The 14,062-nt window shown below is 46.9% G+C and carries 10 protein-coding genes; 4 read left to right on the forward strand and 6 right to left on the reverse strand.

Features of this window, described 5'->3' with window-relative positions:
* Positions 1 to 38 precede the first annotated feature (38 nt).
* A complete protein-coding gene (locus tag ACQP6D_RS07090; protein ID WP_427857791.1) occupies positions 39 to 782 on the reverse strand; it encodes a HesA/MoeB/ThiF family protein in 744 nt (247 codons plus the stop codon).
* Between the two features lie 103 nt (positions 783 to 885).
* Here ACQP6D_RS07090 and ACQP6D_RS07095 point away from each other — a divergent pair, with 103 nt between their 5' ends.
* Positions 886 to 1,455, forward strand: a complete 570-nt coding sequence (locus tag ACQP6D_RS07095; RefSeq protein WP_427857792.1) for an L-threonylcarbamoyladenylate synthase — start codon at positions 886 to 888, stop codon at positions 1,453 to 1,455.
* Positions 1,456 to 1,553: 98 nt separating this feature from the next.
* Here ACQP6D_RS07095 and ACQP6D_RS07100 read toward each other — a convergent pair whose 3' ends face one another.
* Positions 1,554 to 2,450: a polyprenyl synthetase family protein gene (locus ACQP6D_RS07100; RefSeq protein WP_427857793.1), complete on the reverse strand. Its 897-nt coding sequence runs from the start codon at positions 2,448 to 2,450 to the stop codon at positions 1,554 to 1,556.
* Complete coding sequence (locus ACQP6D_RS07105; RefSeq protein ID WP_100141044.1) at positions 2,434 to 2,661, reverse strand: exodeoxyribonuclease VII small subunit; 228 nt, start codon at positions 2,659 to 2,661, stop codon at positions 2,434 to 2,436. Before ACQP6D_RS07105 ends, ACQP6D_RS07100 begins: the two co-directional genes overlap by 17 nt.
* Before the next feature lie 892 nt (positions 2,662 to 3,553).
* Here ACQP6D_RS07105 and ACQP6D_RS07110 point away from each other — a divergent pair.
* Positions 3,554 to 5,428 carry a ribonuclease catalytic domain-containing protein gene (locus ACQP6D_RS07110; RefSeq protein ID WP_427857794.1) on the forward strand — a complete coding sequence of 625 codons (1,875 nt, stop codon included), beginning with the start codon at positions 3,554 to 3,556 and terminating at the stop codon, positions 5,426 to 5,428.
* Positions 5,429 to 5,705: 277 nt separating this feature from the next.
* On the forward strand, positions 5,706 to 6,815 hold the full coding sequence (dnaJ, locus tag ACQP6D_RS07115; RefSeq protein WP_370386687.1) for a molecular chaperone DnaJ: 1,110 nt from the start codon (positions 5,706 to 5,708) through the stop codon (positions 6,813 to 6,815).
* A gap of 535 nt (positions 6,816 to 7,350) precedes the next feature.
* Here the strand turns inward: dnaJ and ACQP6D_RS07120 are convergent.
* From ACQP6D_RS07120 to ACQP6D_RS07130, 3 genes are all read right to left on the reverse strand, one after another.
* Positions 7,351 to 7,770 carry an HIT family protein gene (locus tag ACQP6D_RS07120; protein WP_367431804.1) on the reverse strand — a complete coding sequence of 140 codons (420 nt, stop codon included), beginning with the start codon at positions 7,768 to 7,770 and terminating at the stop codon, positions 7,351 to 7,353.
* Between the two features lie 53 nt (positions 7,771 to 7,823).
* Positions 7,824 to 10,043, reverse strand: a complete 2,220-nt coding sequence (locus ACQP6D_RS07125) for a UvrD-helicase domain-containing protein (protein ID WP_370386688.1) — start codon at positions 10,041 to 10,043, stop codon at positions 7,824 to 7,826.
* Between the two features lie 486 nt (positions 10,044 to 10,529).
* Positions 10,530 to 11,462 carry a LysR family transcriptional regulator gene (locus ACQP6D_RS07130; RefSeq protein ID WP_367431806.1) on the reverse strand — a complete coding sequence of 311 codons (933 nt, stop codon included), beginning with the start codon at positions 11,460 to 11,462 and terminating at the stop codon, positions 10,530 to 10,532.
* Between the two features lie 301 nt (positions 11,463 to 11,763).
* On the opposite strand from ACQP6D_RS07130, the gene metE reads away from it, so the two are divergent.
* Complete coding sequence (gene metE, locus ACQP6D_RS07135) at positions 11,764 to 14,037, forward strand: 5-methyltetrahydropteroyltriglutamate--homocysteine S-methyltransferase (protein ID WP_427857795.1); 2,274 nt, start codon at positions 11,764 to 11,766, stop codon at positions 14,035 to 14,037.
* Positions 14,038 to 14,062 lie beyond the last annotated feature (25 nt).

The raw sequence follows: 14,062 nt of genomic DNA on the forward strand, positions 1-14,062 counted from the left end.
CCACAATTTTATCCACAGGATTTTGTGTATAAAATTGGCTATCCGCATACCGGACAGTCTGGGTTTGGTGCCAGTTGTAAGCGTTGCCATTGAAAGCGTTGTGCATCAAAGCAGTGCAGCCAGCAGCCGGTAGGTTGAATACCGGTGATGATCTTTAATGCTTCGCCAGCCTGCGCGGCGCCCATGACACCGAGTAAGGGAGCAAATACGCCGTTTTTGGCACAACTGGCACCTTCATCATTCATTTCACCTTCAAAGAGGCACTGATAACAGGGACCATGGCCGTCGCGAAAATCATATACTGCCAGCTGACCGGAAAATATCAGTGCTGAAGCCGAAACCAGTGGTTTATGGGCTGTAAAACAAGCCTGATTAATCAAACGGCGGCTGGCAAAGTTGTCGGTGCAATCAAGTACTATGTCGGCATCCTGTACCAGCCTGTGCAGCAGAGTAGCATCTGCTCTGGCAACAACGGGATGCAGTTGTGTGTGTGAATTATGAGCCTGTAAGCGTTGGCACAAGACGCTGGCTTTATCTGCGCCTATATCGGAATCGTTAAACCAATACTGCCGTTGCAGATTGCTGATATCGATGCTGTCGTTGTCCACTACGGTGATATGCCCTACGCCGCTGGACACCAGATAGGTAAGCGCCGGATGTGCTAAGCCACCTGCTCCGATTATCAGTATGCGTGCACTGAGAATGGCCTGCTGTCCGGCTATATCCAGTTTATCCAGTAAGATATGGCGGCTGTAACGCAGTAGTTGTTCATCGGTAATCATGAGAGCCTCGTTTGATTGAATGATGGTGGCCGAAGATGCAGTAGTAGTGTGGATGGTTGTGCCCTGCTATTATAAGGGCTTAGCTATATTTCTCTGAATACCTATGCACCATCGTGCTCGGCCGGCCGGCCGATTTTTACATCATCTGCAAGCGTTTCTGCGCAAGGGCGGCTTGATTGCCTATCCGGCGGAAGGCAGTTACGGGCTTGGCTGTTTGCCTGATTATGCTCCGGCATTACGCCGGCTGATTGCGCTAAAAAAAAGGGCTCAGCATAAGGGGCTGATTGTGATTGGTGCTGATTTTGCACAATTGCGGCCATTGTTGGCACCTGTGTCTGCAGCTGAATCTAAAGCTATTATGCGCGAATGGCCAGCGCCTAAAACTTTGTTGTTACCAGCACGGCAGCGAGTTCTGCCTTTGCTGCGGGGGCGTGGTCGACACAATCTGGCGGTACGTATTCCTGATCTGGCTACGGCACGGTTTCTGTGCAAAGCAGCCGGTACGGCACTGGTCTCCACTTCATGCAATCGGGCTGGTAAAAAAGCCTGTAAAACGGAGCGTGAGGTTAGACGTCAGTTTGGGTGTCAGGTGTTGATTCTTGGCGGTCGAACCGGTGGTCGCCGGCAACCCAGCCAGATTATTGACTGGGCGTCAGGTAAACGGCTGCGTTGATTGCCGGTCTTTTTGTGAATCGTTGATCGCGTTTACTGGGGCAGAAATCTTAGTATCTGTTATCAGAATTCACGCGGGGTTATGCGGTGATGATGTTGCTAATGATTGCGGGCAATGACAAATTGAGCCAGCTCGCGCAGATGCTCAGCGCGATGGTCAAAACCAGCCAGTGCTTCCAAGGCCTTTTGTACTAAATTTTCAGCATATCGGCGCGCTGAAGCCAGACCCAGCAGGCTGACATAGGTGGGTTTATTGGCCTGCGCATCCTTTCCGGCTGTTTTTCCCAGAACGCCGCTATCCTGTTCACAATCGAGTACGTCATCTATTACTTGAAAAGCCAAACCCAAATGACAGGCATAGGCATCAAGAGCGGTAAGTTGGTGCTGATCGATATCGTTACAGCAGAGTCCGCCAAGGGCTACGGCTGACCGGATTAGTGCACCGGTTTTGAGCTGATGCATATGCTCAAGTTCATTTTGATTCAGGCTTTTACCAACGCAGGCCAGATCAATGGCTTGTCCTCCAGCCATACCACTACAGCCGGCGGCCTGAGCCAGTGTCTGTACCATTTGCAGCTGACGCTCGGGTGAGAGTGTGGTGGGCCGGCTGAGTAGGCTGAATGCCATGCTTTGCAGCGCGTCGCCAACCAGTAAAGCGGTGGCTGGTGTGTAGCGAATGTGGCAGGAAGCTTTGCCGTGACGCAAGCTGTCGTTGTCCATTTCGGGCATATCGTCGTGTACCAGTGAATAAATGTGGATACATTCGATTGCGGCAATGGCGTTATCCACAGCCTCTGCTATGTTGTTACCCAGCTCGGCAGCAGCGAAAACCAGCATCGGACGCAAGCGCTTGCCGCCATCCAGCGCAGCATAGCGCATGGCATCAATCAGGGGTGCCGGTAGCTCGTCAGATAAGGGCAATAAGCGATTTAGGGTTTGTTCGGTATGGTTTTGTACCTGTTGTTGCCAGTGGGCAAAGTTACTCCCCTGCTTCAAGTTTCAGCTCCTTCAATTCGCCGTTGTCCAATACCTGTAGTTTTTGTTCGACTTCGGCCAGTTTTTGCTGGCAGTATTGCACCAATTCCTGACCATACTCGTAAGCGGTTAACGCTTCTTCTAATGGCAGATCATTGTTTTGCATTGATTCGGTAATTTTTTCCAGTTGCTGGATGGCTTCTTCATAGCTTTTGGGTGTGATTTTCTTCATCATTTAGGTCTTTAGACATTATCGGGAATATTGTAACACTGGCTGCGGTGCTCTTGCTGTGGATATGCTTAGTGGTCGGCTGAATAGCAGTAGGGTTGAAGTTTTGTCGTGTAATGCGACTGAGGGTAGATTATGTTTCTGAGCTGTGAATTGCTGTTAATAATACTGATAATTTTTTGTTAACTTTTTTCTGATTAATAAGTGGTAAGGTGTGGTTGTCTGGCTGTGATTCATGGATGCTTTAAATCATGGATTGAATATACTGAAGAATGTGTTTTGTATGAATTCGAATATTCTGCTCATAAATTTTATTTATATATTCATAAATTCTATCAGCCATAAGCTTTAAAGGTGGTTGAAAATAGGGAAACGAGCTGAATGAAGGAATGGGTGTAAAGTATGGCCCGTAGTATTTATTTTAATAGCATAAATATGTCTGGCACACTAAGACTGGGCAGCTCGGATAAAGTATTTCAGCGTTTTTAAAGATGAATATTGTGTAGATTATTTATATGGAATTATATAATTTTTATTTGTTTTGATGAAATTTATTTGCTGGAATGTGTTTTTTTGCTGTTTATTTTACTGGTTTTAAAGCATAATATTGTTTAAGGCATAATTATGTTGTGCTAACTTGGGGTGATTGTTTTATTTAAAAATTAAAACATGGAACTATTTAATTTGTATGTTTTGATAATTAAATTTATGTATAACAGAAATGCCTGAGGGGAAGTATTGGCGGGCTATTCATGCTGATATGTCTATAGGTTAATACTATGGTGGTTTCTGTGTAAGCTGGATGTCAGTCTATTTGTTTATAATCGAATAAATGCTGTGTTCTGAATCGTTTTTACAGGTTGCTTGGGTAGTTTATTAGGTTTAAGTAGGCGTTATGGGTAAACATATTTTTTATGAGGAGTCCGGTCAGTTTAAAGTAGCCGAAGTGGTTCAGGAAAATGAGGCTACTTTTCTGGTGAATACACAGCATGGCAAACGGGCAAAAATTAAATCCAGCCATGTTTTTTTGGTGTTTGAGGGTGATGCTGCGCAATTTTTACAGCAGGCCAGTGCTGCCGCCGCCGGTATTGATATCGGCCTGTTGTGGGAAGCTGTGGGTGTAGAAGCTGAGTTTACGGCAGCCGAGGCTGCTTCTGAATATTTCGGTAGTAATAGTGGTCAGGTTGAACTTGCTGCGGTTTTAATGGCGCTCTATGCGGCACCTATGTACTTTTATAAGAAGAATAAAGGGGTGTTTAAGGCTGCACCGGCAGAAACTTTGCAGCAGGCTTTGGCGGCGATTGAACGGCGCAAACAGCAGGAAGAACAAATTAATAGCTGGATTGAAGAGTTGCTTGCTGGCCACCTACCTGCTGCTATTGCTACTGATGCAAAGATGATTTTGCACGCTCCTGATAAGCAAAGTTTGAGTTATAAGGCGGTGATAAAAGCCGCTGAGCAGAAAAAAATATCTTTGTTTGCGCTGATGCAGAGTGTAGGTGCTGTGCCTGCGCTGCCGGACTACTTTCTGGATGGTTTTCTACTTGCCGAGTTTCCTAATGGGGTTGCATGCGAAGATTATCCGTTGCCAGATATTGGCAATTTACCTGTTGCTAATGAGGCGGTGCGGGCATTTTCGATTGATGATGCGGATACTAGTGAGGTAGATGATGCGTTTAGTGTACGTGATCTGCCCAATGGTAATAAGCTGGTGGGTATTCACATTGCTGCACCTTCCTTGGCCATTGATGCTGATTCGGCGCTGGAAAAGCTGATATTTGAACGCCTAAGTACGGTTTATTATCCGGGCGGAAAAATCACGATGCTGCCGGATAACTGGGTAGCTGCTTTTAGTTTGGATGAGGGTGATAGCCGGCCGGCTATCAGTCTATATGCTGAAGTGAATCCTCAGTTTGAGATTGTGCATTGTAAATCGTGTATTGAGTCGGTTTATGTAGATCGTAATTTACGTATTGAACATATTGAGCAGGCCTTTCAGCCGCAACAGATGCGCACAGATGATGAAATTTTTCCGCATCAGCAAGAAATGAACTGGCTGTATGATTTTGCTGTGGCCAGAATGCAGGCACGCGGAAAATATGATCCGGCTCGCCCGTCTCAGTATGATTACGGTATTAAGCTGGAAGCGGGTAATCAGGTGCGTATCTGTGTGCGCGAGCGAGGTGCGCCAATTGATATGCTGGTAAGTGAGCTGATGATTTTTGCCAACAGTACTTGGGCTCAGATGCTGGATGCTGCGGATATGGCGGGTTTGTTTCGTGTTCAGCCTACGGGACGGGTAAGGATGAGTACGCATTCTGAGCCGCATATTGGTCTGGGACTGAAACATTATGCATGGTTTACATCACCGCTGCGTCGCGCTACTGATTATATTAATCAAAAACAGCTGATTAGTTTGCTTGACCCGCATGCTTCTCCCCGCTTTGAACCGCAGGATTCGATGTTGTTTGCGGTATTGCGGGATTTTGAATCTACTTATGCTACCTATAATGATTTTCAGCGCCATATGGAGGCATACTGGAGTCTGATTTATATTCAGCAGGAGCATTTGCAGGAATTGAATGCACAGTTAATCCGCGATGATTTGGTGCGGATAGAGGGTTTGCCATTGGTGAGCAGAGTAAGCGGGATACCTGTTGATGCTTTGCCTAAAAGCAGGATGAAAGTAGCGATAACTGGTGTAGACCTTGTGCAGGTGAGTGTGGGACTAAATTATATCAATGCTTTGTTGCCCCAGAACGGTGCCTGAGGGAATAAATGAGTTTTGTATCAAGCCGGTTTAGCTATTGGATGCGGATATAGGTGCCGATTGGTTTAGATTATTCGCAATCGTTGTTATGGTGTTTGTCTATGCTTGTTGGTGCCGGCGTTAACCGGCCTTTTTGCTCTAGCCGGAATTAACTTTGTTTTAATATCTTGTTTTTATAGATGCAGCCCATATATGGGCTGCATTTCTATTATCCGGTTTTTTTTCAGGCAACCTGTTGTACTGATACAGTCTGCCGGAAAACCTTTGGAATAAAATTATGACTGAAGTAGATTTTTATGAAGTGCTGGGTGTAACCCGTACTGCAGGGGATGAGGAAATCAAAAAGGCTTATCGCAAGCTGGCTATGAAGTACCATCCCGACCGTAATCAGGGCGATAAGGGTGCGGAAGAAAAATTCAAGGAAGTACAGCGCGCTTATGAAGTTTTGTCTGATTCACAAAAACGTGCGGCATATGATCAGTTTGGACATGCCGGCGTAGACGGTAATATGGGTAGCGGTGGAGGATTTTCCGGCGGTTTCGATTTTGGTGATATTTTCAGCCAGATGTTTGGTGGCAGTGCAGGTGGTAGGCAGCAGCAGAATCATCAGGGTGCTGATCTGCAATATCATGTGGAAATCACGCTGGAAGAAGCTGCGCGCGGTATTAAGAAAAAAATTACCATACCTACGCATGAGGAATGTGATGTCTGCCATGGCAGTGGAGCTAAGGCGGGTACTTCTGCTACTACTTGCAGTATGTGTGGCGGCAGTGGTGTGGTGCATGTACGGCAGGCGATTTTTCAGCTACAGCAAACCTGTCCAACTTGTCATGGCAGTGGTAAGCAGATTAAAGACCCGTGTGTTAAATGCCATGGTGAAGGTCTGGTTAAAACACGTAAGACGGTGGAGGTATCTATTCCGGCCGGTATTGATGATGGCCAGCGTATTCGTCTGAGTGGTGAGGGTGAGCCGGGTAAGCATGGTGCTGCGGCTGGTGATTTGTATGTGCTGGTGAATGTGCGTCCCCATCCGGTATTTGAGCGTGATGGTATGGACTTGCATTGTGAGCTGCCGATTAGCTTTACGATTGCGGCGCTTGGCGGAGAGGTGGAAGTGCCAACTCTGGATGGTAAGGTTAAGCTGAATATTCCAAAAGAAACGCAAACAGGCCGCCGTATGCGTGTACGTGGTAAAGGCATTAAATCTGTACGTTCGGCCGCTGTGGGTGATTTGTATTGTCACATTGTGGTAGAAACGCCGGTAAATCTGACAGATAGGCAGCGTGAATTGCTGGAAGAGTTTGAGAAGATTTCTACTGGTATGGACCGCGCACAGACCCCACGGCAGAAGTCGTTTATGGACAAGCTGCGTGACCTGTTTGAATAAGCTGTGATGAAAGAATGGTTTAGAAAAGTATAGTCCAGAAAGATAAATAATCAACATTGGTTATGCAAGGTTAAAGCCCGCTGATGGTATGAAATCAGCGGGCTTTTGTTGTATTTGGCCAAGAATCAGGCTGTTTAAGGCTGAGCCGGTAGGCAGTATGCTTTAATTTGAGTGGTGTCGTTTTCTTGTTCGGGAAAAAGGTTAGTCGGTGTTTGGCCGGTTTAAAGTTTGCTAAATACTCGGATTATGGCTGGTATGAAGAGCCAAAGCTGATTAAGCTGAATCTCAACAGGCAATCTGTTTGATATAGCTCCAAGTAAAAAATCGCTTCTGTATGATTTTCTACAGAAGCGATGTGGAAAGGTGGCAGTCTGGGTAAATATATTGTGGACAAATTAAATGTATTTGTCTGAATAAAATTTAGCTTTGGTTCTGAAATCCTTATAAATAAAGGGTTAATTTATTTTTCACTTATATTATTAAGTTGATTATCTGTGGATAATTCTGTGGATAATTGTTGTATCAAACTGAAGTTTTATTCCAGTTCATTGCGTAGCTGCGCGGCCAACTGTGCCAGCTCTGCCTGATCGGCCGGTGTGCTTTCATGCTTGGCAAGTTCATGGATGTGGCCGGGAATTAAATGAATATGATAGTGAAACACAGATTGGCCGGCCTGCTCACCTGATAACTGCAACTGAACTATGCCATCTCGGTGTAACACTTTACGTTGGGCACTGATGATTTTTCTGGCTGCATTGAATACTGCTTGTAGATAATCGTTTGGCATGTCGGTTAACTCTACCGCTTCGCATTTCGGAATCACCAGTACGTGGCCGCGCGCCTGCGGCATCACATCCATAAAGGCCAGCGTTTGTGCGTCTTCATATACTTTATGACAAGGAATTTCGCCACGGATGATTCGGGCGAAGATGTTATTTTGGTCGTACTGCTGCATGATGAGTCTCCTCTCTGGTGTATCGGTGTGTTTGGCGTTACCTGAGTAACGGTTTAAGAAATAATGGTCAGTTTGTCTTTGGCAAATACGGTATCTAGCTCTTTGATTCCCTGTTTGCCGAAGTTTATGGTCAGACGCGCGCCTTCTGCTTTGTGTGTGGCATCGATAATGACGCCGGTACCGAAACGCTCGTGATGCACATTCTGCCCCAGCTGGAAGCCGTCGAAATCTGGGCTGGCTTGTGTTTCCGCCAGTTTGCTGCGGCTATGAAATGGATTGGTGCGCTGTGTGCTCTGCTGTCTGGCTATCAAAGCGTTTTTGTGTGCTGACAGGTATTGCAGTACTGCTTCGGGTATTTCATCCACAAAGCGTGATGGTAAGGCAAAGTGAGTCTGTCCGTGTAGTAGCCGTTGCTCGGCCATGGTTAGATACAAGCGTTTACGTGCTCGGGTAATGGCGACATACATGAGACGCCGCTCTTCTTCCAGTCCGTCGCGCTCAGCCATACTGTATTCGCTCGGGAACAGGCCTTCTTCCAGTCCAGTAAGAAAAACCCCGTCAAATTCGAGACCTTTAGCCGCATGAACTGTCATTAATTGCAAAGCATCCTCGCCCTGCCCTGCCTGATGTTCGCCTGCTTCGAGTGAGGCGGTGCTTAGAAATGACAATACTGCGAATAATGGGTCGTTTGGGTCATAGTCGGATTCAAATTCAAATCCTGATTCTTGTGGCTTGAATGCTACGGCTGCATTGAGAAGTTCTTCTAGGTTGTTGATGCGTTCCTGCTGCTCGCCTTTTTGGGTACGGTAATATTCCATCAGCCCGCTGTCGTAGATGGCAGCAGCCATGATTTCCGGCAGGGAAATCTGCGTAGCTTGAAGCTGAAGATTTTCTATCAGACGCACAAAAGCGGCAATTTTGTTATTTTTGGACGCCAGATTGGTGGCAGCCTGCCATAGTGAGGTATTGGCTTCGTTGGCTGCTGCCTGAATATTTTCAATGCTGCGGGCGCCGATTCCGCGAGTGGGTACATTGATGATGCGCAAAAGTGCGTTATCATCATCGGGATTGACGGCCAGCCGCAGATATGCCAGTGCATTTTTGATTTCCTGCCGTTCATAAAAACGCAAACCGCCATAGATTTTGTAGGGAATACCGGCGCGAAATAAGGCTTGTTCCAGTACACGCGATTGAGCATTGCTGCGATACAGTATTGCCATCTGTATATAGTCTAGTCCTTCACGGTGCAAAGCTTTTACTTCATCGACAACAAATTGGGCTTCTTCTATATCATTTATCGCTTGTAAGACACGAATTTTTTCTCCGGTGCCTGCTTCGGTACGCAGATTTTTTCCCAGACGGCTGGCATTATGCGCAATCACGGCGTTGGCTGCGGTAAGAATGTTACCAACGGAGCGGTAATTTTGTTCCAGCCGAATGGGTTCGCTCACGTTAAATTCATGCAGAAAGCGGGTCATATTGGCTACTTCGGCTCCGCGGAAGCGATAAATACTCTGATCATCGTCGCCGACTGCGAAAAACGCTGCTTGTTTTCCGGCAAGCAGTTTTAACCATGCATACTGAAGTTTGTTGGTGTCCTGAAATTCATCAATGAGTACATGGTTAAAGCGGTTTTGATAATGGCTCCGTAGTACATCATTATTTTGCAGAATTTCGTAACTGCGCAGCATCAGCTCGGCAAAATCCACTACACCTTCATTCTGGCACAGGCTGTCATAGGCAGCGTAGCATTCAATCATTTGCCGCTCATGCGGGTCGCGTGCGCTTAGCTGGGAGGCACGCAAACCATTTTCTTTCTGAGCATTGATGAATCCTTGCAGGCTACGCGGAGCAATGATTTCATCAGAAATATTGAGTTGTTTGAGCAAGCGCTTAATCACAGATAGCTGGTCACCCATGTCCAGAATCTGAAACGTTTTCGGCAGGCCGGCTTCTTGATAATGCAGGCGCAGAAAACGATGGCACAGACCATGGAAGGTACCCAGCCACATGGCGCGTACTGATACTGGTAACAGGGCGCTTAGGCGCAATTGCATTTCTTTGGCTGCTTTATTGGTGAAGGTCACAGCCAGTATGCTGTGGACACTGGCTTGGCCTGTTTGTAATAACCAAGCAATACGGGTGGTAAGTACCCTTGTTTTGCCACTGCCGGCGCCGGCCAGTACCAAAGCAGGCTGCGCCGGCCAAGTGACGGCGGCTAATTGTTCACTATTGAGGCCGGTCAGTAAACCGGAAGAAGATAAAATTTCCATAGCGCTTATTGTAGCCGATTGAGGCTGAAAAATCGCAAGGAAAAATATGTTAATGGATTATTAACAGTTTCTGTGAACAGGAATAATCAGCTTTAATTGAACGATTAAACAGGAAAATTCAATAAAGGGTAATACCGGTAGGCGAAAACCGTGCTTTTTGGAAAAAACACTCTGCTTTTTTCTGGCATTCAGTGTATGTACACAAACAAACTGTGAACATGTCTTCACCTGCAGCTAGAACCGTATCCTGCTCGGACTGTTTCTATCCTTCTTCAGATAACTTGTAGCGGTGCCACTTCGGTCGCCGTTATTTATTCACTACCAGTTTAGCGTAGATGGAAATCATGAGTGCTTATCTGGTTTTCGCAGACATGAATATCATTGCTATTGTATCTACTTTGGGATTCGCTTCAGATGCGGCAAGCTGCCAACATTTTTTACAACTGTCGGACCACTCCCAATGTAAATTGTCTGTGTCGTTGGAAATTAATCGGGGGTGCTCAGTGGGCTAAGACCAGGTAAATCGGCGAAACTGCGCTCACGCACAATTTGGCAGAAACTATCCAGATAGCTTTTGCTGTGGTCTGATTCGCGCATTGCTGCATACAGCTCACTTTGCAATGGAATGTCGCCAATCTGGCGTGCCACCACGTAACCTTTCTCCAGATAGGGCATCACCGTCCAATATGGCAAAGCTGCTATACCACGCCGGCTTGAAACCAGCTGGATGATGGCAATAGTTAATTCGCTGTTGCGGCGTGCGGGCTGTACGCCTGCTGGTTTCAATACTTTGCGGATTAAATCCAGCATATCGTCCGGTACTGGATAGGTAATTAGCGTCTCGTCGGTGAAGTCCTGCGCCTGCCAGACAGTTTTGGCGGCCAGTGGATGGTCTTTGGCGCAAATTCCCACCATTTCATAGGCAAATAAAGGCTGAAAAAGAATTCCTGGTTGAGGTGCATATTCAGACACAATGGCCAGATCGGCACGATGGGTCAGCAGTAATCCAACCGGATCAGCCTGAAAACCAGACACGATGTCTAACTCCACTTTCGGCCACAGCGGCCGGAACGCATCCATGGCTGGCATCAGCCAGTCGAAACAGGTGTGGCATTCCACAGCCACGCGCAGCTCCCCTGCTTCGCCTTCAATAATCTGCGCCATATCCAGCTCAGCTACGGTGACCAGAGGCGTGATTTCGCGCGCCAGTTGCAGTAGGCGTTCGCCTACGGGTGTAAAGTGAATGGGGCTGGATTTGCGTTCAAAGAGTGGTGTGCCGTAAAACTGTTCTAGCACCCGTATTTGATGTGATAGCGCAGACTGGGTCAGAAATACTCGCTTGGCTGCCATGGAAACACTTCCGGTTTCTTCGAGAGCTAGCAAAGTGCGTAAATGACGCAGCTCAATAATCGACTCCATATTTTCCGCCTTTAATGATCATTTTAACCACGAATACAAGTTAAAAAATTCATAAACAATCGTTTTGTTTATTAATTAAGAGTGATATGGCTATGCTGATTATTTCTCTTCGAATAGCCATTTATCTGTTTTCGTACTATACACTTACATACCTTATCATATTCTCGTACTGCATAGTGTCTGATTGGTATATTAAAATTTTTCATATAGAACTGCAAAATTTATCGCTTGTCGTCATGTCTTAACTCCCGCACACTGACTATTATCGAAATTTATCTTTCACAAATAGGGAGAAACTCTTATGAATACATTCCATTTATCCGGTTATCCGCGTGTTGGCGCTAAACGCGAACTCAAATTTGCTGTTGAAGCGTTTTGGAAAGGCAGCAAAAGTGAGGCTGAGCTGCGGCAGACCGCCGCGGATATTCGCCAGAAAAACTGGGCTACTCAGATAGCTGCTGGCGCTGACCTGCTGCCAGTTGGTGATTTTTCTTATTATGACCATGTGCTGGATACTCTGTGTGCGCTTGGCGCTATTCCGGCTCGTTTTGGGTTTGATGCGACCACGCTTACTCTTAGCCAGTATTTCGAGCTTGCTCGCGGTAATGCCACTCAGGTGGCTATGGAAATGACCAAATGGTTTGATACCAACTACCACTATATTGTGCCGGAATGGCATCAGGACACCAGCTTTAAAGCCAATGCCGCCAATCTGATTGCACAGATTGAAGAAGCCAAAGCCACTGGCCACGATATCAAACCGACGCTGGTAGGTCCGCTGACGTTGCTGTGGCTGGGTAAGGAAAAAGATGCCGGCCATAACCGTTTGGAACTGCTACCACGTCTGTTGCCTGAATACCAGAAACTGCTGCGTGAACTGGCCAATGCCGGTGTGGACTGGATACAGATTGATGAACCGATTCTGGCTGTGGACATTGCGCGTGAATGGCTGGATGCGTTTGCACCCACCTATCAGGAGCTGGCTATTACTGGTACCCGCATCATCATCGGTACTTATTTTGGAAGTGTGGCCGAACACCTGAATTTACTCAAAAATTTGCCTGTAAATGGTGTACACATTGATTGTGTCCGTGCACCCGAGCAGCTGGCCGAGTTTGCCAATGTATGGCCAGAAAACAAAGTTCTGTCCGTTGGCCTGATTGATGGCCGTAACGTATGGCGTGCCAATCTGCGCGAAGTAATCGATTTGCTGGCACCGGTAGCCACTCAGCTGGGCAACAATCTGTGGATTGCACCGAGCTGCTCATTGCTGCATAGCCCGCAGGATTTGAATGTAGAAGAGAAACTTAACCCAGAAATCAAAAACTGGCTGGCCTTTGCCGCCCAGAAATTACAAGAGCTGGGTATTATCAAACAAGCTCTGGCACATGGTAAGGACACGGTACAGGAAGCTCTGGCTGCTTCTGATGCTGCTGCTGCCGGCCGCAAGACCAGTAAACTGATTCATAACGATCAGGTTGCTGCGCGTGTAGCTAGTTTACGTGCTCATGCCGACCAACGTCATAGTCCGTTTGCAGAGCGGATTGAGAAACAGCAGGCGTGGATGAAGCTGCCGTTGCTGCCCACTACAACTATTGGTTCTTTCCCGCAAACTCAGGAAATCCGGCAGGCACGTGCGGCTTTCAAAAAAGGTGAGCTGAGTGCCGCCGATTATGAAGCTGCAATGAAAAAAGACATCGCCTACTGTGTTGAGCAGCAGGAAAAACTGGATATCGATGTATTGGTGCACGGTGAAGCCGAACGCAACGATATGGTGGAATACTTTGGTGAGCAGCTGGATGGCTACTGCTTTACTCAGTATGGCTGGGTACAAAGCTATGGTTCCCGCTGTGTAAAACCGCCGATTATCTTTGGTGATGTTGCCCGCCCGAAAGCTATGACTGTAGCATGGTCTGCCTATGCTCAGTCGCTGACCAAACGGCCGATGAAAGGTATGCTGACCGGTCCGGTAACCATGATGAAATGGAGTTTCGTGCGCAATGACGTACCATTGAGCTTGGTGTGCAAACAGATTGCTCTGGCCTTAAACGATGAAGTGCTGGATCTGGAAAAAGCCGGCATCCGCGTCATTCAGATTGATGAACCGGCTATTCGCGAAGCTTTGCCGCTGAAACGTGCGCAATGGGATGAATATCTGGATTGGGCGTGTGAATCTTTCCGCCTGACGTCTACCGATGCCGACGACAGTACGCAGATTCATACCCATATGTGCTATTCAGAATTCAATGATATTCTGCCAGCAATTGCCAGCATGGATGCAGATGTTATTACCATCGAAACCTCGCGTTCTGATATGGAATTGCTCGATGCCTTTGTGAAATTCAGCTATCCAAACGATATCGGCCCCGGCGTATATGATATTCACAGCCCGCGCGTACCTACTGAAGCTGAAGTGGAGCATCTGCTGCGTAAAGCGCTTAAAGTTATCGACCAACGACGCTTGTGGGTAAATCCAGACTGTGGTCTTAAAACCCGTGGCTGGCCGGAAACCACGGCAGCTCTAGAAGTGATGGTAAAAGTGACTAAAAAGCTGCGTGCTGAACTAAAAGTCTAAAATCGATTCAGTACCATATTATCCA

The sequence above is a fragment of the Snodgrassella sp. CS2 genome, from assembly GCF_050310315.1.
In the GTDB taxonomy this organism is placed as follows: Bacteria; Pseudomonadota; Gammaproteobacteria; order Burkholderiales; family Neisseriaceae; genus Snodgrassella; species Snodgrassella alvi_E.

Bases quoted from the DNA above. Each gene is read 5' to 3' on its own strand.
- ACQP6D_RS07120 (WP_367431804.1), bottom strand. From the start codon at position 7,770: ATGCAGCAGTACGACCAAAATAACATCTTCGCCCGAATCATCCGTGGC.
- ACQP6D_RS07130 (WP_367431806.1), bottom strand. From the start codon at position 11,462: ATGGAGTCGATTATTGAGCTGCGTCATTTACGCACTTTGCTAGCTCTC.
- ACQP6D_RS07105 (WP_100141044.1), bottom strand. From the start codon at position 2,661: ATGAAGAAAATCACACCCAAAAGCTATGAAGAAGCCATCCAGCAACTG.
- dnaJ (WP_370386687.1), top strand. From the start codon at position 5,706: ATGACTGAAGTAGATTTTTATGAAGTGCTGGGTGTAACCCGTACTGCA.
- ACQP6D_RS07110 (WP_427857794.1), top strand. From the start codon at position 3,554: ATGGGTAAACATATTTTTTATGAGGAGTCCGGTCAGTTTAAAGTAGCC.
- ACQP6D_RS07095 (WP_427857792.1), top strand. From the start codon at position 886: ATGCACCATCGTGCTCGGCCGGCCGGCCGATTTTTACATCATCTGCAA.
- ACQP6D_RS07090 (WP_427857791.1), bottom strand. From the start codon at position 782: ATGATTACCGATGAACAACTACTGCGTTACAGCCGCCATATCTTACTG.
- ACQP6D_RS07125 (WP_370386688.1), bottom strand. From the start codon at position 10,043: ATGGAAATTTTATCTTCTTCCGGTTTACTGACCGGCCTCAATAGTGAA.
- metE (WP_427857795.1), top strand. From the start codon at position 11,764: ATGAATACATTCCATTTATCCGGTTATCCGCGTGTTGGCGCTAAACGC.